The following is an 18,998-nucleotide window of genomic DNA, read 5'->3' on the forward strand; positions in this document are numbered from 1 at the left end:
CCTGACCACTCCTTCTGCTGTCGACGATTCGCGGTCGTGCATGGGACACCGGCCGGCCCGCGAATGTGACAGGGTGCGGCGTGGCAGTGCTCACACGGCCGGCCCGCTACGGGGAACCGGGGGTGAGGAAGGCCGACTCGGCCGCGTCCCGGCCCGCGAACCACCCCTCGGCGTCGACGCTGCGTGTGCGCGTCGACCGGGTCGTCGGGAACAACCGGCGGAACTCCGAGTCCACGGCCTCGGAGCGACGGGCCAGCAACGGGGCGAGCTGCGTGACGGCCATGCTCGCGTCGGCCGCGGCGGCCGCGGTGGCGCGCACGTCGGCCTGCCGCAGCCGTTCGCCGATCCGGTATGCGAACCCCGCCAGGAAGGCGCGACGGAACGCCGTCGCCGCGCCGCCGGTGCGGCCCCCGGTCCCGGCCGCGCGCACGGCCCGGCTCGCCTGCACCGACAGGGACGTGAACAGCACCTCGACCTGCTGCAGGTCGACGTCGGCGCCGACGATCGTGGCGATCCCGACCTTGGTGAACCACACCGTGCGGGTGCGGTTCGCGTTCCCGATCGCGGTAAGCAGCAGCACCTTCTCCTTCGCGTACGGGTTGTCGACGTGCACCCGGCGCCCCCGCGCGGCGCCCGTCTCGGCGCCGGTGAGCAGGGCCGCGCCGATCGCGTACCGGGTCATCAGTTCCTGCGCCTTGGCGGTGAGGGTCTCGGCCTCCTCCGGATAGTCCGTGGACTCGGCCTTCGCCAGGAGGCCGCGGATCCGTGCGAGCACCCTCGGGTCCGGGCACAGGGATTCGCCGGTCGCGGGGACCGGGCGCAACGGCGGCCACTGCGACGGCGGCGGCAGGAGAGGGGCGAACCGCGGCAGGTACTTCCAGGCGAACGCCAGCCCCATCACCTGGAAGCGGGACAGGCCGGGCAGCTCGCGCAGCAGTTCGACGCCGAGGTGGCGCACCGGTGCGTCGGGCGGAACCCGTTCGGCGATCCGCGCGGCACCGGGACAGCGCTCCGCGATCACACCGAGCTGCTGCACCCAGTCCATGGGCGCCCGGTCGGCCGCGTGGCTGCGCCGGGCGTCGTACAGCACCGCGGCGGCCGCCAGTGGGACGTCCGTGGCGTCGCCGGACCGGGCCGTCACGTGCAGCACGTCGGCGGGCTGCCAGCCGCGTTCGTAGGCGGCGCACAGTTCGTCGAGAAGTGGCCGGGTGCCGAGGTGGAAGACCTCGTCGGATGCCCCGGACCCCGCCGGCGCCTGTCGAAAGTATGTTCTATCTCGCCCCATGCGCGGGAGTGTGCACGAGGCCACCGACAGGCGGCGGGATGCCTATTCGTACCGCGGGAACACCGGGGCCGGGGCCGGCAGCGGGGTGCCCGGGGCGAGGCGTGTGGCGATGTCCGCGAACTGCCGCGCCTGCGGGTCCTGGCCCACCAGGTCGAGGATCTTCGCGGCCGAATCGGGCATCACCGGCTGCACGAGCAGGCCGACGATCCGCACGACCTCGAGCGTCACGTACAGCACCGTCGCCATCCGGGCCGGGTCCGTCTTGCGCAGCACCCACGGTGCCTGCGCGGAGAAGTACCGGTTCGTCTCGCCGAGCACGTGCCAGATCGTCTCCAGTGCGAGGTGCAGTGCCTGCACGTCGAACTCGGCCCGGACCTTCTCGAGCAGGGCGTCGGCCTGCGCGAGCAGCGCGCGGTCGTCCTCGGTGAAGTCGCCGGGGGTCGGCACCACGCCGTCGAGGTTCTTGGCGACCATCGTCAGCGAGCGCTGCGCCAGGTTGCCGAGTTCGTTCGCCAGGTCCGCGTTGACGCGGGTCACGATCGCCTCGTGGCTGTAGCTGCCGTCCTGGCCGTAGGAGATCTCCCGCAGCAGGAAGAAGCGCAGCGGATCGAGACCGTACTGTTCGACCATCTCGAGCGGGTCGACGACGTTGCCGACCGACTTGGACATCTTCTCGCCCTTGTTGAACAGGAAGCCGTGCACGAACACCCGCTCGGGCAGCTCGATTCCGGCCGACATCAGGAACGCCGGCCAGTACACGGTGTGGAACCGGGTGATGTCCTTGCCGATGATGTGCAGGTTCGCGGGCCAGTAGCGGCGGAACGACTCCGCCTCGGTGTCGGGGAAGCCCGCGCCCGTCAGGTAGTTGGTGAGCGCGTCCACCCACACGTACATCACGTGCTCGGGGTGGTCCGGCACCGGCACGCCCCAGTCGAAGGTGGTGCGGGAGATCGACAGATCCTTCAGCCCGCCGGAGACGAAGCTGACGATCTCGTTGCGCCGGGTGGCGGGGGCGATGAAGTCCGGTCGCTCCTCGTACAGCTTCAGCAGCTTGTCCTGATACGCCGAGAGCCGGAAGAAGTACGTCGACTCCTCCGTCCACTCCACCGGGGTGCCCGACTCGGTGGCGATGCGCGAACCGTCCTCGAGCACCGTCGTCTCGGCTTCGGCGTAGAACGCCTCGTCGCGCACCGAGTACCAGCCCGAGTAGGTGTCGAGGTAGATGTCGCCGTTGTCGGCCATGCGCTGCCAGATGGCCTTGCTCGCCTCGCGGTGATCGGCGTCCGTGGTACGGATGAACCGGTCGAAGGAGATGTTCAGCGACTTGTCCATGGCCTCGAACACCCCGGAGTTGCGGGCCGCGAGGTCCCGCACGTCCAGGCCTTCCTTCGCCGCCGTCTGCTGCATCTTCAGGCCGTGCTCGTCGGTGCCGGTCAGGAAGAACACGTCGAAGCCGTCGAGGCGCTTGAACCGGGCGATCGCGTCCGAGGAGATGTACTCGTAGGCGTGGCCGATGTGCGGGGCGCCGTTCGGGTAAGCGATCGCGGTCGTCAGGTAGAACGGCGGGCGGGAGGCGGCAGGAACAGTCATGGTGCGTCCACTTTATAGGTAGATAGTGTATGGGCCGTGAGCCGAACCCGCCCCGCGCCCGAGCCTCCGCAGCCGCTCTCGCCTCTCGTCGATGCCCACACGCACCTCGACGCGTGCGGCGCGCACGACGCCGAGTCGGTGGCGGCGATCCTCGACCGGGCGGCCGCGGTCGGGGTCGGACGGGTCGTCACCGTCGCCGACGACATCGTCGCCGCCCGCTTCGCCGTGGACGCCGCGCACTGGGACGAGCGGGTCTACGCCGCCGTGGCGATCCACCCCACCCGGGCGAACGCGCTCGACGACGCCACCCGGGCCGAGATCGAGAAGCTCGCCGCCGACCCGCGCGTGGTCGCGGTGGGGGAGACCGGCCTGGACCTGTACTGGCCCGGCAAGCTCGACGGCTGCGCCGACCCGATCGAGCAGGAGGACGCCTTCCGCTGGCACATCGACCTGGCCAAACGGCTCGGCAAGACCCTCATGGTCCACAACCGCGACGCCGACGCCGAGTTGCTGCGCGTGCTGCACGACGAGGGTGCGCCGGAGACGGTGATCTTCCACTGCTTCTCGTCGGACGCGGACATGGCGCGGGCCTGCGTCGACGCCGGTTACCTGCTCAGCTTCTCCGGGACGGTGAGTTTCAAGAACGCCGCGGCGCTGCGTGCCGCGGCCCCGCTGGTGCCGCTCGAGCAGGTGCTGGTGGAGACGGACGCTCCGTTCCTGACGCCCCATCCGTTCCGCGGCGCGCCCAACGAGTCGTACTGCCTGCCGTACACGGTGCGGGCGCTGGCGGAGGTGCGCGGCGCGGACCCGGCCGAGCTGGCCGCCGCGACCACCGCGAACGCCGAACGGGTGTACGGACTTTCGTAACGGTGTCGCCGTTCCGAGGCGGCCGGCCCGTGCGGCCGGGACAATGGACGGCATGCACAGCTTCGTCTACAACGCTCAGCCGTCACGGGTGGTGTTCGGGCCGGGAACCGCGGCGCGGGTCGCCGACGAGGTGCGCCGCCTCGACCGCTCCCGGGTTCTCCTGCTCGGTGGTGAGCACGTCCGTCCGCAGGTGGAACTCGTCGAGAAGGCCCTCGGTGGGCTGCAGGTCGCCCGGTTCGACGGCGCCGTCATGCACACGCCGGTGGCGGTCACCGAGAAGGTGCTGGGCCTGGTCTCCGAACACGACATCGATGCCGTCGTCGCCGTGGGCGGGGGGTCGACGACGGGACTGTCGAAGGCGATCGCGGTGCGCACCGGCGTGGACCAGGTGATCCTGCCGACCACCTACGCCGGATCCGAGGTCACTCCCGTCCTCGGGGAAACCGCGGACGGTGTGAAGACCACGCACTCGTCGCCGGCCATCCTGCCCGAGACCGTCATCTACGACGTCGAGTTCACCCTGTCGATGCCGATCCCGATGGCGGTGACCAGTGCGATCAACGCGATGGCGCATGCCGTGGAGGCGTTGTACGCCGAGCATGCCAACCCGATCGTCGACACGCTGGCGCTCGAGGCCATCCGCGCGATCGCCCGGGGCGTGCCGGTCCTCGGCGCCGACGCCGCGGACCGGGAGGGCCGCTCGGATCTGCTGCTCGCGGCGTGGCTGGCCGGCACGTGCCTGAGCGCGGTGGGAATGGGCTTGCACCACAAGCTGTGTCATGTCCTGGGCGGCAGTTTCGACCTGCCGCACGCGCCGACGCACACCGTGGTGCTACCGCATGTGATGGCGTTCAACGCGCCGTCGGTGCCGACCGTGATGAGCCGCATTGCCGACGCCCTCGGCACCCCCACGGCCCCGGCCGGGGTCTTCGACCTGGTGGCGGCGGCGGGCGGCCCGACGACGCTCGCCGAACTGGGGATGTCCGAGGGCGACCTCGACGAGGCGGCGCACCTGGCCACCGAGCGGCAGTACCCCAACCCGCGGGAGGTGACCCGGGTCGGGGTGCGGCGCCTGCTCGGGGACGCCTATGCCGGAGTCCGCCCCGAGTGACGGTGCGCGCTCGGTGTGTGCCCTCGGTGTGTGCTCACTCGGTGTGTGCGCACTCGGTGCGTGCTCACTCAGGGGGCGGTCGGGGGGTTGCGGCGCGGCCGGATCTGCGCGTTCGGCAGCGTCGGCGCGGGTAGCCGTGTCACCTTCCCGGTGTAGCCCTCGACCCGCCCGAAGCGTTCCCCCTCGCGCTGCCACTCGTCCCGGAACGCGACGATCTCGTCGTGGCTACGGCCCACGAAGTTCCACCACATGACGATCTCCTCGCCGAACGGCGTACCGCCGAGCAGGACGGCCCGCGCGGGTTCGTCGGTGAGATTGGTCAGGGGGAGCGTGGGGACTCCGGTGCCGACGTAGCCGAGCGCGGAGCGGGCGAGGACGGTGCCGGCGAGGCGGACGCTGCCGGTGTCGACGAGCAGACCGTGCTCGAACTCGGGATCGACGGCCAGTTCGACGGTCGCGCCCGGGTCGAGGGTGATCTCGGCGCCGAGCAGCGGGGTGAAGGTGTGCACGGGCGACGCGGACCCGGCGAGGGAGCCGAGGAACACGCTCACGGTCGCGCCCTCGATCCGGACGGGTTCGGGGGCATAGTGCTGGAAGTCGCGGGGTGCGCCGCGGTGCGCGTCGGGCAGGGCCACCCACAATTGGACGCCGTGCAGGACCGTCGTGGCCGGCGTGGAGACCTCCGAGTGGGCGATGCCGTGGCCGCCGGTCATGAGGTTCAGTTCGCCGGGGCGGACGAACGCGTGCTTGCCGAGGCTGTCGCGGTGCTCGATCTCGCCGGCGAACAGCCAGCTCACCGTCTGCAGGCCGGTGTGCGGGTGCGGCGCGACGTCCATTCCGCCGGTGGCGGCGACGTCGTCGGGCCCGTAGTGGTCGGCGAAGCACCAGGCCCCGATGAGGGACCGGGCGCGCTGCGGCAGGGTGCGGCGGACCGGCATCGCGCGCGGGCCGCCGAGCGGCACCTCGCGGGAGGTGATGATCTGCACACGGGTGGGGGCGGGCTCGGTTTCGCAGCGGATCTCGGTGGGCTCGGCGTCGACGTTGCTCATCTAGAGGACCTTGTTTCCGTACATCTCGCCGAGGGGGTCGGCGATGAGTTCGATGCGGGCGCCGTCGGGGTCGCGGAAGTACAGCGAGACCTCGCTGTGCTCGACGAGCTCGACGCCGGCGTCGGTCAGCTTGGTGCGCAGGCGTTCCCACCTGCCGGGCTCGACGCTGATCGCGATGTGGTGCAGGCCGCCGAGGACCTCCCGGTAGGGCCCGACGTCGAGTCCGGGGAAGTCGAAGAACGCCAGCAGGTTTCCGTTGCCGATGTCGAAGAAGAAGTGCGAGGAACCGGGGTAGTCACGGTTCTCGATCAGTTCGGTGAGAGGGAATTCGAGCACGTCCTGGTAGAAGCGCACGGTGCGTTCGACGTCGCTGCTGACGAGCGCGGTGTGGTGCAGCCCGCGGGCCGACGACGCGGGTCGCTCGTCGACCGGCCGGAGGTAACGGCTGCGCAGTTCCTCCCGCAGCGTCGCGGATCGGCGGCTGCGCTCCTCTTCCACGCTGATTGCCACGATAGTGCTCCTTCGGCCGGTGAATGCCCCTTCGACGAGGAGCATACTCCACATTGTTGATTAATCAACTACTTTTCGGCCCCCGACCTTCCGGCAGCCGGGGCGCTCGGGCACCCCAAGGTTGAACCTTCAACCTTGCGCAGCTACCGTGGACGCGGCTTCGATCGAAGGACGAGCCCCCCACCGCCCGCACCGAAAGGTCATCTCCATGAACAACCCCGTCCTGCGCAACGTCGGGCTGCTCGTCGCCCGAGTGGTCATCGGCATCGTCTTCCTGGCCCACGGCCTGCAGAAGATCAACCAGGGATACTCCGCCACCAAGGCCGGATTCGAGGGCATGGACGTGCCCGTGCCCGCGCTGTCCGCCTTCTACGCCACCTGGGTGGAAACGCTCGGTGGCATCGCTCTCATCATCGGCCTGCTCGTGCCGATCTTCGGCGTCCTGCTGCTGATCAACATGCTCGGCGCGTTCTTCGTCGTCCACATCGGCAACGGCATCTACGTCACCGACGGCGGATGGGAACTCGTCGGGGCCCTCGGCGCGGGTGCGCTGGTGCTCGCCGTCGTCGGCGCCGGCGCCTACAGCGTCGACGCCCTGCTCGCCCGCCGGGTGCGGTTCCTGCAGACCGCGTAGCCGTGGGTGAGGCCGGCGCCCGGGAACCGGGCGCCGGCCTCAGAGCACCTTCGCGAGGAAGTCGCGGGTCCGTTCCTGGCGGGGGCTCCCGAACAGTTCCTTCGGCGTGCCCTCCTCGAGGACGTACCCGTCGGCCATGAACAGCACCCGGTCGGCGACCTCCCGGGCGAAGCCCATCTCGTGCGTGACCACGACCATGGTCATGCCCTCGGCCGCCAGGTCGCGCAGCACCTGCAGCACCTCGCCCACCATCTCCGGGTCGAGGGCGCTGGTCGCCTCGTCGAACAGCATGATGTCCGGATTCATGGCCAGCGCCCGTGCGATCGCGACGCGCTGCTTCTGCCCGCCGGACAGGTTGGCCGGCTTCGCGTCGGCCTTCTCGCTCAGCCCCACCCGGTCGAGCAGGGCGAGCCCCCGCGTCCGTGCCTCCTCCTTGGTCGCCCGCTTCGTCAGCACCGGCGCGAGCACGATGTTCTCGAGGGCCGTCATGTGCGGGAAGAGATTGAAGTGCTGGAACACCATCCCGATGTGGCGGCGCACCCGGTCGATGTCGATCTTCCGGTCGGCGAGGTCGAACCCGTGCACCACCACCGAACCGGCGCTGATGTCCTCGAGCCGGTTCAAGCATCGCAGGAACGTCGACTTGCCCGAACCGGAGGGGCCGATCACGCACACCACCTCGCCGGCGAGGATGTCCACATCGATGCCCTTGAGCACCTCGTTCTCGCCGAACGACTTCTTCAGGCCGCGCACGCGGATCTTCACCTCGCGACCGTCCTCGAGCGGCTGGGCCGCGGCTGCCTCGGTCAACGGTTGATCCTCTTCTCGAGTCGGTCCGACAATTTGGTCAGCGCCATGATGACGACGAAGTAGATCACCCCGATGATCAGCCACATCTGGAACGACTGGAAGTTGCGGGCGATGATGATCCGCCCGGTCTGGGTGAGCTCGGCGATGCCGATCACCGACAGGATCGAGGTGTCCTTCAGCGTGATCACGAACTGATTGATGTACGACGGGATCATGGTGCGCACCGCCTGGGGCATGACCACCTTGCGCATCGCGGGCAGGTAGCCGATGCCGAGGCTGCGGGCGGCCTCCATCTGCCCCTTGTCGACGGACAGGATGCCGCCACGCACGATCTCGGCCATGTACGCGCCCGCGTTGAGCGAGAGCGTGATGATGCCCGCGGTGAACGCCGACATCTGGAATCCGGCCGCGGCCGGGATGCCGAAGTAGATGAAGAAGGCCTGCACCAGCAGCGGGGTGCCGCGGAAGACGTCGACGTAGGCGGTGCCGATCCCGCGCAGGACGATGTTGCGTGAGACCCGCATGAGGCCGAACAGCGCACCGAGCACCAGCGCGATCGCGATCGAGACGACCGACAGCACGAGGGTCAGCCACAGCCCCTCGAGCAGCAGTTGCCAGGTGCTGCGGAGCAGGCCGGGGATGGAGTTGTCGGCCTGCACGGCGCCCTCGCCGAGGTAACTCTCCACGATCTCGTCGTAGCGGCCGTTGTCCCGCAAATTCTGCAGGCCCGCGTTGAACGCGGTGAGCAGCTCGGGATTGCGGCCCTTGTTCACCGCGAACCCGTAGTTCGCACCGGCCTCCTTCTCCGTGACCGTCTTCAGCCCGTTGCCCTGGGCGATGCCGTACGCCAGCACCGGGTAGTCGTCGAAGACCGCGACCGAGTTCCCGGTGCGGACCTCGTCGTACATGCTCGCCGAGTCGGCGAAGTAGACCGTGGTGAACCCGTACTCGCCCTTGATGGACTCGGCGAACGCGGCGCCCTCGGTGCCGTTCTTGACCGCGACGCGCTTGCCTGCCAGATCGGCGTACGACGCGACCTCGTCGTTGCCGGCGAGGACCGCCATCTGCACGCCGGACTCGAAGTAGGGATCCGAGAAGTCGAAGACCTGCTTGCGCTCCTCCGTGATCGACATGCCCGCGATCACGCCGTCGGCCTGGTCCGCCTGCACCGCCTGCAGGGCGGCATCGAAGCCCAGCGGACGAACCTCCACGGTGAAGCCCTGGTCCTCCGCGATCTCCCGGATCAGGTCCATGTCGATGCCGACGAAGTCGCCCTGCTCGTTCTGGAATTCGAAGGGTGCAAAGGTCACGTCGGTGGCGATGACGTAGGTGCGGCCGGCGGCGGGGGACTGCGCCAGGGCCGCCGGGGTGGCAGCGAGCAGCAGCGCGCCGAGCATGCCGAGCAGAGTCAGCAGCGCCGCACTCCGCCGCGCCGGAGGACGGTGAATTCGGTCACCCAAAGTAATCCCACCTCTGTAATTCGCGCGTCGTGCGGCACGTTTTCCCGAGCGTCGAATCGACGCTAGCCCGCACCTTCGGTCGCGGCCCGGCTATTGATCGAAAATTACGAATCGTCACCTGTCTCGTTACCGAGAAACTGCAGGTAGAAATGGTGCAGTTGCCGTATCAATGCCGATTCGTTACCGTGCCGTGATCGAAGTTGTCGACAGTGCAGGAATAGCCGTGTCACCTTTCACCAAGATCAACCGAGCGAAATCGCCCACGCTGTACGTGGTCGTCGCCGCACTCTTCCTCACCCTTGCGGCCGGCGGCGTCGCCGCCCTGATTCAGCACAAGGAACTCACCCTCGACGTGGACGGTGAGCGGATCGCGCTCAGCACCATGAGCTCCGAGGTCGGCGACGTTCTCGCCGGCGCCGGCTACCCCGTCGGCGAGCACGACGTGGTGGCCCCGGCCGTCGATGCCGAGGTGTCGGACGGGGACACGGTGGTGCTGCGGCGGGCGCGTGAGGTGCAGCTGAGCGTCGACGGTGCCGAGCGCACGGTGTGGACGACGGCGACGACGGTGGACGAGGCGCTGGCGCAGTTCGAGCTGGCGGCGGATGTGTACACCTCGGCGTCGCGGTCGCACCGGTTGCCGCTCGAGGGTGCCGAGCTCGACGTGGTGAGCCCGAAGACGGTGCGGTTGCTCGACGGCGGTGCGCCGGCGGTTCAGGTGCGGATGGCGGCGCCGACGGTCGGGGAGTTCCTGGCCGCGCACGGGGTGGCGCTCGAGCAGGCCGATTCGGTGGTGCCGGCGGTCGATGCGGCGCTGACCGACGGCCTCGAGATCCGCATCACCCGCGACCGCATCGAAACCCGCATCGAGAACCAGCCGGTCCCCGCGCCCGAGCAGCGCGTCGACGACCCGAACATGACCGAGGGTGAGACCGCGCTCGACAACCCGGGCGCTCCCGGTGAGCGCACCGTGACCCTCGACGTGCACACGATCGACGGCGTCGAGGTCGGCCGCACCGAGAAGGCCTCGACCACCGTCCGGGAGCCGGCTCCTGCGATCGTCCGCGTCGGCACCAAGCCGAAGCCGGCCGTGCCCGCCTCCGGACGCTCCTCCACCTGGGACGCCCTCGCGCAGTGCGAGGCCACCGGCAACTGGGCCATCAACACCGGCAACGGCTTCTACGGCGGTCTGCAGTTCACCCAGCAGACCTGGGCCGCGTTCGGCGGCACCCAGTACGCGCCGCGCGCCGACCTGGCCAGCCGCGAGCAGCAGATCGCCGTCGCCGAGAAGGTCCAGGCCGCGCAGGGCTGGGGAGCCTGGCCGGCGTGCACCAGCAAGATGGGACTGCGGTAAGAAGTACGGCTTGTGTCCCCACTGACGAAGATCAACAACTCGCGCTCCGTGCTGTTGTACGCCGTCGTCGCGGCGCTCCTGGCCACCCTGGTGGCCGGCGCCGCGACGGCGCTCGCCCGGCACAAGACCGTGACGATCGACGTCGACGGGGACCGGCTCACCCTGGGCACCATGGGCACCGACGTCCGAGCCGTCCTCGCCCACGCCGGCCATCCCGTCGGCGAGCGCGACGTGGTGGCCCCGGCCGTCGATGCCGAGGTGTCGGACGGGGACACGGTGGTGCTGCGGCGGGCGCGTGAGGTGCAGCTGAGCGTCGACGGTGCCGAGCGCACGGTGTGGACGACGGCGACGACGGTGGACGAGGCGCTGGCGCAGTTCGAGCTGGCGGCGGATGTGTACACCTCGGCGTCGCGGTCGCACCGGTTGCCGCTCGAGGGTGCCGAGCTCGACGTGGTGAGCCCGAAGACGGTGCGGTTGCTCGACGGCGGTGCGCCGGCGGTTCAGGTGCGGATGGCGGCGCCGACGGTCGGGGAGTTCCTGGCCGCGCACGGGGTGGCGCTCGAGCAGGCCGATTCGGTGGTGCCGGCGGTCGATGCGGCGCTGACCGACGGCCTCGAGATCCGCGTCACCCGCCAGCGCACGGTCCGGGTCACCGAGACTCAGCCGCTCGCGCCTCCGGAGCAGCGCATCGAGGATCCCACCATGAACATGAGCCGGACGGTCGTCGAGAACCCCGGCGTGCCCGGCGTGCACGACGTCACCTTCGCCGTCACCACCGTCGACGGCGTCGAGACCACCCGCGAACAGATCGACGCCGTCGTCACCACCCCGGCGCAGCCGCGCATCGTGCGCGTGGGCGCCAAGCCGGGAACCGAGGTGCCGCCCGTCGAGAACGGCGACGCCTGGGACGCCCTCGCGCAGTGCGAAGCCACCGGCGACTGGGCCGTCAACACCGGCAACGGCTACTACGGCGGCCTGCAGTTCGACCAGAGCACCTGGGAGCGCCAGGGCGGCCTGAAGTATGCGCCCCGTGCCGACCTCGCCACCCGGGAAGAACAGATCGCCGTCGCGAGCCGGATGCAGCGCGCCCAGGGCTGGGGAGCGTGGCCGTCCTGCTCGTCCCGCATCGGCGTGCGTTAGGTTCGGCACGTGCCAGACCACTCACCCGGCGACCCCGGCTCGACCCCCCGCGACGGTTCCGACGTGACCGCCCGCGACGGTTCCGACGTGACCGCCCGCGACGGTTCCGACGTGACCGCTCGCGGTCGTGCCGCCCTGCTCGGTCCCGCCGAGGTGCGCGCCCTCGCGGAGGAGTTCGGGGTCCGGCCGACCAAACAACTCGGCCAGAACTTCGTGCACGACGCCAACACGGTGCGCCGCATCGTCTCGGTCGCCGGCGTGGGCCGCGACGACGTGGTGCTCGAGGTCGGCCCGGGCCTCGGCTCGCTGACGCTCGCCCTGCTCGACGTCGTCGACCGCGTCGTCGCCGTGGAGATCGATCCCAGGCTCGCCGAGCGCCTGCCCGCGACGGTCGCCGACCGCGCGCCCGACCTCGCCGGGCGGCTCGACGTCGTCCTGAAGGACGCCATGCGGGTGTATCCGGCCGACCTGCCGGCCACCCCGACGGCGCTCGTCGCGAACCTGCCCTACAACGTCGCGGTGCCCGTGCTGCTGCACTTGTTCGCCGAATTCGACTCGCTGCGCACGGCTCTGGTGATGGTGCAGGCCGAGGTGGCCGATCGGCTCGCCGCCGAACCCGGGAGCCGCGTGTACGGCGTGCCCAGTGTCAAGGCCGGCTTCTTCGGCCACGTCCGTCGCGCCGGGTCGGTGGGCCGGGCCGTCTTCTGGCCGGTGCCCCAGGTGGAATCCGGGCTGGTGCGCATCGACCGCTACGCCGAGCCGCCGTGGCCCACGGACGAGGGGCACCGCCGCAGGGTATTCGCCGTCGTCGATGCCGCATTCGCGCAGCGCCGCAAGACGCTGCGGGCAGCGCTGAGCGGCTGGGCCGGTTCGGCCGCGGAGGCCGAGCGACGCCTGCTCGCCGCCGGGATCGATCCGTCGACGCGGGGGGAGAAGCTGGACGCCGCTGCCTTCGTGCGGATCGCCGCCGCGCAGTGACGGCGCCGGGCAGGGCCGGCACACGGTGACGGCGCCGGGCAGGTCGGTTCCGTCGCAGCGCTTGGCAGGCGGGCGGATCTGTGCTCTACTGGTACACGGTCGTTAGGTAGTGTGTTCGTGGTTTACCCCTCGCACATTTCTAGTTGCGAGCGGATGCGAAATTCCCACGGAATCCTTCTCAGCCGTCGAGTGACAGGCCCGGACGACGTCGTGTCGTTCGACGAAAGATGAAGGCCGCACGGCTTTCCGAGATGTATGAGGTTGAAAATGGTTGAAGGTACCGTGAAGTGGTTCAACGGCGAAAAGGGCTTCGGCTTCATTGCCCCCGCCGACGGCTCCGCGGACGTCTTCGTGCACTTCTCCGAGATCCAGGGTCGCGGCTTCCGCACCCTCGAGGAGAACCAGCGCGTGAGCTTCGAGGTCGGCCAGGGTCAGAAGGGCCCGCAGGCCACCGGCGTCACCGTCATCGGCTGACGTAGGTCGAACGCTCGCTGCGCGTTCCCCGGGCAGGTGCCTTCTCCGACGGCCTCGTGAGGTCGTCGTGGAAGTGCCGCCGTGAGAGGTGCATCCGAGCAGTGAAGAGGGGCCGGTCCGCAGGGACCGGCCCCTCTTCGTGTCGGTGGGCCGGCGTCGTCGTATCCGGGCGTCGGCGTCGTGTCCTGCGAAAACGTTTCGGCACAACGCTGTTTCGTGGCAGTTCCGGCTATATCACTGGCGGTGCGGGCGCCGATGTGATCTACTTGCACTCGGTCGTTAGGTAGTGTTCGTGGTTCACCCCTCGCGCATTTCTGGTCGCGAGCGGATGCGATAGCCCACACGGAATCGTTTTCTACCGTCGAGTGACAGACCCGAGCGGCGATGTGTCGCTCGACGAGTGGGGAAGCCTGGTGCTTCCCGAATCTTCTTAGGAATGAACATGGTTGAAGGTACCGTGAAGTGGTTCAACGGCGAAAAGGGCTTCGGCTTCATTGCCCCCGCCGACGGCTCCGCGGACGTCTTCGTGCACTTCTCCGAGATCCAGGGCGGCGGCTTCCGCACCCTCGAGGAGAACCAGCGCGTGAGCTTCGAGGTCGGCCAGGGTCAGAAGGGCCCGCAGGCCACCGGCGTCACCGTCATCGGCTGACACACCCGCCTCACCGGCCGGATGTCACACGAGTTCGGTTCGATCGAATACGTGTGACATCCGGTCATCGCACGCGCCGGCTCAGTCGCTCACAGCGACGGAGCCGGCGCGTTCGTATCGCCGGGCCAGCAGCTCGTGGCGCCGTCCCGCGTGCAGGCACGCGTCCCGCAGTTCCGGCGGATCCAGCACGGTGAAGTCGACGTCGAACGCCGCGAGCCAGCCCGCGATCGACCCGAGCGACGTGCCGCCGAGCGCCACCGCGCAATGGTCGTCGTCGACCGGTTCGAGGGTGCCCCACTGCTCGTCGACCATGGGCACGATCGACTCGAACGGCGCGTGCAGCAGCACCCGGGCCCGGACCCGGACCGACCCGCGCGCGATGCCCCGGGCCACGAACTCCGCGGCCCCGCCGGGCGGCAGCCCGCGTGTGGTGAACCGCGGACCGGTGGGGATCTTCGGTTCCATCCGGTCGACGCGGAACGACCGCCAGTCCTGCCGGTGCAGATCCCACGCCACCAGATACCACCGTGCCCCGGAGCGCACCAGCCGGTACGGCTCCACCTCCCGCCGCGAGAATCCGCCGTCGTGCGTGCGGTAGTCGAAGCGCAGCCGCTCGTGTGCGTGGCACACCGAGGCGACGGCGGACAGCAGGCCCGCGTCGACCGCGGACGCGGCCGGAGCCTGCTCGACCACGTCCACCCGCAGCGCCTCGAGCCGGTGCCGCAACCGCGACGGCATCACCTGCCGCAGCTTGGCCAGGGCGCGGCCCGAGGCCTCCCCGATGCCCGTCACCGAGCCGGTCGCGCCGGACTGCAGCGCGACCGCCACCGCGACGACCTCCTCGTCGTCGAGCAGCAGCGGCGGCATCTCCGCACCCGCGCCGAGGCGGTACCCGCCGCCGACCCCGACGGTCGCGTCCACCGGGTAGCCGAGGTCGCGAAGCCTGTCGACGTCGCGGCGCACCGTGCGGGTGGTGATCTGCAGGCGCTCGGCGAGCTCGGTGCCGGACCAGTCCCGCCGGGTCTGGAGCAGCGACAGCAGGCGCAGCAGGCGAGCGGACGTTTCGCGCATGGCCCGAGCATGCCAGTGAACGAGGACAGCCGTCGTCCGCAATCGGTTCCGCGCGGGTGCGTAAGCTGTATATCCGTGCTGTCCGTCGTTCCGAGCCCCGTCACCGTGCGGGCGCCGTCCAAGGTGAATCTGCACCTCGCCGTCGGTGACCTGCGCGACGACGGATACCACGAGCTGCGCACGGTCTTCCACGCGCTGTCGCTGAGCGACGAGGTGTCCGTCGCCCGCGCCGACACGCTGAGCCTGCGGGTACGCGGTGCCGACGCCGCGGCCGTCCCCACCGACGCCGGCAACCTCGCGTGGCGGGCGGCGGCCCTGCTCGCCGAGCGCGCCGGACGCGCACCCGAGGTCGCCATCACGATCGACAAGGGCATTCCCGTCGCGGGTGGCATGGCCGGCGGCAGCACCGATGCCGCCGCCACGCTCGTCGCCCTCGACGCCCTGTGGGGGCTCGGTCTCACCCGCGACGACCTCGACGAGTTCGCCGCCGAACTGGGCAGCGACGTCCCGTTCTGCCTGCACGGCGGCACCGCCATCGGCACCGGGCGCGGCGAGCGCCTGGTGCCCGTGCTCTCCCGCGGCACGTTCCACTGGGTGCTGGCCCTCGCCAAGGGCGGCCTGTCCACCCCGGTGGTGTTCCGCGAGCTGGACCGGCTCCGGGCCGAGGGCTCCCCGCCCCGGGTCGGCGGACTCGACAGTCTGCTGCAGGCGCTTGCCGCCGGCGATCCACACGCGCTGGCGCCGCTGCTGGGCAACGACCTGCAGGCCGCTGCCCTGTCGCTCGAGCCCGCGCTGCGGCGCACCCTGCGCGCGGGCGTGGAGGCCGGGGCCCTGGCGGGCATCGTCTCCGGGTCCGGACCCACATGCGCGTTCCTGTGCGCCGACGCCGCCGCGGCGGTGACGGTGAGCGCCGAGCTGGCCGGTGCCGGCGTGTGTCGGACGGTGCGCGTGGCCTCCGGGCCGGTCCCGGGCGCGCGCGTCGTCGACAACTCCCACCACTGATCTCTCGGAAGGCATTGCTCCGCGTGGCGAATCTGATCAACCTCGAACAGGTCTCGAAGTCCTTCGGCATCAAGCCGCTGCTGGACTCGGTGTCCCTCGGCGTGCAGGAAGGTGAACGCATCGGCGTCGTCGGCCTCAACGGCGGCGGCAAGACCACCCTGCTCGAGGTCCTCACCGGCCTCGAGGAGCCCGACTCGGGCCGGGTCAGCCGGGTGGGCGGGCTGCGCATGGCGGTCGTCACCCAGCGCGGTGTTCTGCCGCCCGGGTCCACGGTCGGGCAGGTCGTGCTCGGGCCGTTGGGTGTCGCCGAGCACGAGTGGGCCGGCGACGCCCGGATCCGTTCCGTCCTCGCGGGCATCGGCGTCGACCGGCTCGGCCTCGACGCGCTCGTCGACGGTCTCTCCGGCGGCGAGCGACGGCGCGTCGCGCTCGCGGCCGCGCTCGTGCAGGACCTCGACCTGCTCGTGCTGGACGAACCCACCAACCACCTCGACGTCGAGGGCGTGCAGTGGCTCGCCGAGCACCTGCTCGCCCGGCGCAGCGCCCTCGTCGTCGTCACCCACGACCGGTGGTTCCTCGACACCGTCGCGACCCGCACGTGGGAGGTCGTGAACGGGCAGGTGGAGAGCTACGAGGGCGGCTACAACGACTGGATCTTCGCCCGCGCCGAGCGGGCCCGGCAGGCCGATGCGATGGAGGAACGGCGCCGCAACCTCGCGCGCAAGGAACTGGCGTGGCTGCGGCGCGGGGCTCCGGCGCGCACCTCGAAGCCGCGCTACCGCATCGAGGCGGCGGAGTCGCTGATCGCGAACGTGCCGCCGCCGCGGGACACGGTGGCGCTGGCGTCGTTCGCCAAACGGCGCCTCGGCCGGGTCGTCATCGAACTCGAGGACGCGACGCTGACCACCCCCGACGGCCGGGAATTGGTGCACGACCTCACGTGGCGGCTCGGCCCGGGCGAGCGGATCGGCCTGGTCGGGGTCAACGGATCGGGGAAGACGACGCTGCTGCGCACCCTCGCCGGGGAACTCGAACCGGCGTCGGGTCGTCGCATCCAGGGCAAGACCGTCGAGATCGGTTGGCTGCGACAGGAACTCGACGACCTGCCCACCGACCTGCGGGTGCTCGACGCGGTCAAGGACGTGGCTGAGCGGATCACCCTGGGGGACAAGGAGATCTCGGCCGGCCAGCTCGCCGAACGGCTCGGCTTCACCCCGGCGCGGCAGCGCACCCCCGTCGGCGACCTCTCCGGCGGCGAGCGCCGACGGCTGCAGCTGACCCGGGTGCTCATGGCCGAGCCGAACGTGCTGCTGCTCGACGAGCCCACCAACGACCTGGACATCGACACCCTGCAGCAGCTCGAGGACCTGCTGGACGGCTGGGCGGGCACCATGGTGGTCATCTCCCACGACCGCTACCTGATCGAGCGGATCTGCGACTCGACGTGGGCGCTGTTCGGCGACGGCAGGCTCACCAACCTCCCGGGCGGGATCGACGAGTACCTGCGCCGGCGCGCGGCGCTGGGCGACGGGGACATCCCGTCGTCGGCCTCCACCGTGGCAAAGGCGTCGACTCCGGACCAGATTGCGGCGCAACCGAAGCGCGACGGTGCGGCCGAGCGCGCCGCCCGCAAGGAACTGGCACGGCTCGAGCGGAGCGTGGCGAAGCTGACCGAGCGCGAGGAGAAGCTGCACCACGACCTCGCCGACGCGGCCACCGACCCCGATCGCCTGCAGAAGCTCGACGCCGAGCTGCGCAGCGTGGTCGCGGAGAAGGAGGCCGCCGAGGAGCAGTGGATGGAGCTGGCGGGAGAACTGGAATAGGGATCGGTTACCGGACTGTCTCCGGGACGCGATAGTCGTAGATCCAGCGCTGGTTGTCCCGACGGGACGCAGCGCGCAGGATCACCGGCAGGGCCGCGTCGCGCAGCATCCGGCGGACCGGGCCCACGGACTTGTAGCTGCCGTTGCGCCTGCCCTGCTCCACGATTCGCTCGACCCGGCCGCGGCGCAGGCGCTCGTAGGCCGCGAGCGCGTCGGCGGTGCCGGGGACGTCGCGCAGGCACCGGGCGAGCACGAGGGCGTCCTCGACGGCCATGGATGCACCCTGTCCCGACGACGGCGAGGCGGCGTGCGCCGCGTCGCCGACGAGCACCATACGGTCGGTGCGCCAGGTGGGGACGGTGGGCAGGTCGTAGGTGCTCCATCCGCGGACGATCTCCTCGGTGGCATCGACGATCCGCAGCGCGGGACCGGCGTCGGCGGCGAAGCGGGTGCGCAGTTCGTCGCGCCACCGATCCGGGGTGAGCGCGGCGAGGTCCCCGGGGGCCGGTTCGGTGCGCCGGCCCGGGTTGGCGAACCACCACACGTCACCGTCGGGGTGGGCGAGGTACCCGAAGAAGCACCGCGCGCCGAAGACGAAGTGCGCCGTGCCCGGCTCCACGTCGAGCCGCAGGCCCTTCGCGAACCCGCCGGTGTTGAGGAGGCCGAGGTAGCGGGGCTCGGGGGCGTGGGGGTCGAGGACCGCGCGCGTGCGGGAGTGCAGCCCGTCCGCCCCGATCAGCAGGTGCGCTTCGGCCGACGTGCCGTCGGTGAAGTCGGCCCGCACACCGTCGCCGCAGGGGCGGGCGTCGGCCAGGCGTTTGCCGTATTCGATTCGCACGCCACGACGCAGAGCCTCGTCGCGGAGCACTCGATAGAGGTCGGCGCGCCGGAGGGTGCGGCTTGCCGCGCCGAACGAGGTCACGCCGCCGTTGTCGAACTCGGCCAGCAGTTTCCCGGTGCCACTGCAGATGCGCATCCGGCGGGTCTCCATGCCGACGCCGGCAAGGTCGAGGTCGAGCAGGTGCAGCGCCTCGAGGCCGTTGGTGGCGACGGTGAGGAACGCGCCCACGCCGTCCGCCATCCGGTCGTGCCCTTCGTAGACGACGGGGTGGAGTCCCGCCTGTTGTAGCGCCATTGCCGTGACCGGTCCGGCGATGCCCGCTCCGATGATCGCTACGGTGTTAGTCATACTTA

General features: G+C 70.6%; 18 protein-coding genes. 10 read left to right on the forward strand and 8 right to left on the reverse strand.

Translation table 11 applies throughout. The annotated features are described in order from the left end of the window. Positions 1-106: 106 nt before the first annotated feature. Complete coding sequence (locus G6039_RS01200) at positions 107-1,285, reverse strand: DUF2786 domain-containing protein (RefSeq protein ID WP_029542077.1); 1,179 nt, start codon at positions 1,283-1,285, stop codon at positions 107-109. Positions 1,286-1,327: 42 nt separating this feature from the next. Next, positions 1,328-2,875, reverse strand: coding sequence for a methionine--tRNA ligase (gene metG / locus G6039_RS01205; protein WP_006944915.1), 1,548 nt, complete (start codon positions 2,873-2,875; stop codon positions 1,328-1,330). A 36-nt stretch (positions 2,876-2,911) separates the two neighbouring features. On the opposite strand from metG, the gene G6039_RS01210 reads away from it, so the two are divergent. Then, positions 2,912-3,742 carry a TatD family hydrolase gene (locus tag G6039_RS01210; RefSeq protein WP_006944914.1) on the forward strand — a complete coding sequence of 277 codons (831 nt, stop codon included), beginning with the start codon at positions 2,912-2,914 and terminating at the stop codon, positions 3,740-3,742. A 52-nt stretch (positions 3,743-3,794) separates the two neighbouring features. Next, positions 3,795-4,853, forward strand: coding sequence for a maleylacetate reductase (locus G6039_RS01215; RefSeq protein WP_029542080.1), 1,059 nt, complete (start codon positions 3,795-3,797; stop codon positions 4,851-4,853). 68 nt (positions 4,854-4,921) lie between these two features. Here the strand turns inward: G6039_RS01215 and G6039_RS01220 are convergent, their stop codons facing one another. Next, on the reverse strand, positions 4,922-5,902 hold the full coding sequence (locus tag G6039_RS01220) for a pirin family protein (RefSeq protein WP_006944910.1): 981 nt from the start codon (positions 5,900-5,902) through the stop codon (positions 4,922-4,924). Beyond that, positions 5,903-6,412 carry a VOC family protein gene (locus G6039_RS01225; protein ID WP_006944908.1) on the reverse strand — a complete coding sequence of 170 codons (510 nt, stop codon included), beginning with the start codon at positions 6,410-6,412 and terminating at the stop codon, positions 5,903-5,905. A gap of 208 nt (positions 6,413-6,620) precedes the next feature. Here G6039_RS01225 and G6039_RS01230 point away from each other — a divergent pair, with 208 nt between their 5' ends. Further along, positions 6,621-7,046 carry a DoxX family protein gene (locus tag G6039_RS01230; RefSeq protein WP_006944906.1) on the forward strand — a complete coding sequence of 142 codons (426 nt, stop codon included), beginning with the start codon at positions 6,621-6,623 and terminating at the stop codon, positions 7,044-7,046. Between the two features lie 39 nt (positions 7,047-7,085). Here G6039_RS01230 and G6039_RS01235 read toward each other — a convergent pair whose 3' ends face one another. Then, positions 7,086-7,856 carry an amino acid ABC transporter ATP-binding protein gene (locus G6039_RS01235; RefSeq protein WP_006944900.1) on the reverse strand — a complete coding sequence of 257 codons (771 nt, stop codon included), beginning with the start codon at positions 7,854-7,856 and terminating at the stop codon, positions 7,086-7,088. Beyond that, a complete protein-coding gene (locus G6039_RS01240) occupies positions 7,853-9,253 on the reverse strand; it encodes an amino acid ABC transporter substrate-binding protein/permease (RefSeq protein ID WP_231386008.1) in 1,401 nt (466 codons plus the stop codon). The genes G6039_RS01235 and G6039_RS01240 overlap by 4 nt, the downstream gene beginning before the upstream one ends. A gap of 286 nt (positions 9,254-9,539) precedes the next feature. Here G6039_RS01240 and G6039_RS01245 point away from each other — a divergent pair, with 286 nt between their 5' ends. The 5 genes from G6039_RS01245 (at position 9,540) to G6039_RS01265 (ending at position 13,908) form a co-directional block, all read left to right on the forward strand. Next, the gene (locus G6039_RS01245) at positions 9,540-10,667 is read left to right on the forward strand and encodes a resuscitation-promoting factor (RefSeq protein WP_029542085.1); all 1,128 of its coding nucleotides are present in this window, start codon (positions 9,540-9,542) and stop codon (positions 10,665-10,667) included. Positions 10,668-10,679: 12 nt separating this feature from the next. Next, positions 10,680-11,807 (forward strand): resuscitation-promoting factor, encoded by a 1,128-nt coding sequence (locus tag G6039_RS01250; RefSeq protein ID WP_029542088.1) that lies wholly within the window; start codon positions 10,680-10,682, stop codon positions 11,805-11,807. Between the two features lie 87 nt (positions 11,808-11,894). Beyond that, positions 11,895-12,785 (forward strand): 16S rRNA (adenine(1518)-N(6)/adenine(1519)-N(6))-dimethyltransferase RsmA, encoded by an 891-nt coding sequence (gene rsmA / locus G6039_RS01255; RefSeq protein WP_037201475.1) that lies wholly within the window; start codon positions 11,895-11,897, stop codon positions 12,783-12,785. Positions 12,786-13,052: 267 nt separating this feature from the next. After that, positions 13,053-13,259 (forward strand): cold-shock protein, encoded by a 207-nt coding sequence (locus tag G6039_RS01260; protein ID WP_003937832.1) that lies wholly within the window; start codon positions 13,053-13,055, stop codon positions 13,257-13,259. A gap of 442 nt (positions 13,260-13,701) precedes the next feature. Beyond that, positions 13,702-13,908, forward strand: coding sequence for a cold-shock protein (locus G6039_RS01265; RefSeq protein ID WP_003937833.1), 207 nt, complete (start codon positions 13,702-13,704; stop codon positions 13,906-13,908). An 81-nt stretch (positions 13,909-13,989) separates the two neighbouring features. Here G6039_RS01265 and G6039_RS01270 read toward each other — a convergent pair whose 3' ends face one another. Further along, entirely contained in the window at positions 13,990-14,979 is a 990-nt protein-coding gene (locus tag G6039_RS01270; RefSeq protein ID WP_029542091.1) for a helix-turn-helix transcriptional regulator, read from the reverse strand. 75 nt (positions 14,980-15,054) lie between these two features. Between G6039_RS01270 and G6039_RS01275 the strand changes: the two genes are divergently transcribed. Continuing rightward, a complete protein-coding gene (locus tag G6039_RS01275) occupies positions 15,055-15,981 on the forward strand; it encodes a 4-(cytidine 5'-diphospho)-2-C-methyl-D-erythritol kinase (RefSeq protein WP_006938943.1) in 927 nt (308 codons plus the stop codon). Between the two features lie 23 nt (positions 15,982-16,004). Continuing rightward, positions 16,005-17,804 carry an ABC-F family ATP-binding cassette domain-containing protein gene (locus tag G6039_RS01280; protein WP_043800361.1) on the forward strand — a complete coding sequence of 600 codons (1,800 nt, stop codon included), beginning with the start codon at positions 16,005-16,007 and terminating at the stop codon, positions 17,802-17,804. A 7-nt stretch (positions 17,805-17,811) separates the two neighbouring features. On the opposite strand, the gene G6039_RS01285 is transcribed toward G6039_RS01280, so the two are convergent. Beyond that, positions 17,812-18,993, reverse strand: a complete 1,182-nt coding sequence (locus G6039_RS01285) for an FAD-dependent oxidoreductase (protein ID WP_043800362.1) — start codon at positions 18,991-18,993, stop codon at positions 17,812-17,814. Positions 18,994-18,998 lie beyond the last annotated feature (5 nt).

Source organism: Rhodococcus aetherivorans, from assembly GCF_011058165.1.
Lineage (GTDB): Bacteria > Actinomycetota > Actinomycetes > Mycobacteriales > Mycobacteriaceae > Rhodococcus > Rhodococcus aetherivorans.

Bases quoted from the DNA above. Each gene is read 5' to 3' on its own strand.
- G6039_RS01200 (WP_029542077.1), bottom strand. From the start codon at position 1,285: ATGGGGCGAGATAGAACATACTTTCGACAGGCGCCGGCGGGGTCCGGG.
- G6039_RS01285 (WP_043800362.1), bottom strand. From the start codon at position 18,993: ATGACTAACACCGTAGCGATCATCGGAGCGGGCATCGCCGGACCGGTC.
- G6039_RS01265 (WP_003937833.1), top strand. From the start codon at position 13,702: ATGGTTGAAGGTACCGTGAAGTGGTTCAACGGCGAAAAGGGCTTCGGC.
- G6039_RS01260 (WP_003937832.1), top strand. From the start codon at position 13,053: ATGGTTGAAGGTACCGTGAAGTGGTTCAACGGCGAAAAGGGCTTCGGC.
- G6039_RS01215 (WP_029542080.1), top strand. From the start codon at position 3,795: ATGCACAGCTTCGTCTACAACGCTCAGCCGTCACGGGTGGTGTTCGGG.
- metG (WP_006944915.1), bottom strand. From the start codon at position 2,875: ATGACTGTTCCTGCCGCCTCCCGCCCGCCGTTCTACCTGACGACCGCG.
- G6039_RS01270 (WP_029542091.1), bottom strand. From the start codon at position 14,979: ATGCGCGAAACGTCCGCTCGCCTGCTGCGCCTGCTGTCGCTGCTCCAG.
- G6039_RS01240 (WP_231386008.1), bottom strand. From the start codon at position 9,253: ATGCTCGGCGCGCTGCTGCTCGCTGCCACCCCGGCGGCCCTGGCGCAG.
- G6039_RS01220 (WP_006944910.1), bottom strand. From the start codon at position 5,902: ATGAGCAACGTCGACGCCGAGCCCACCGAGATCCGCTGCGAAACCGAG.
- G6039_RS01230 (WP_006944906.1), top strand. From the start codon at position 6,621: ATGAACAACCCCGTCCTGCGCAACGTCGGGCTGCTCGTCGCCCGAGTG.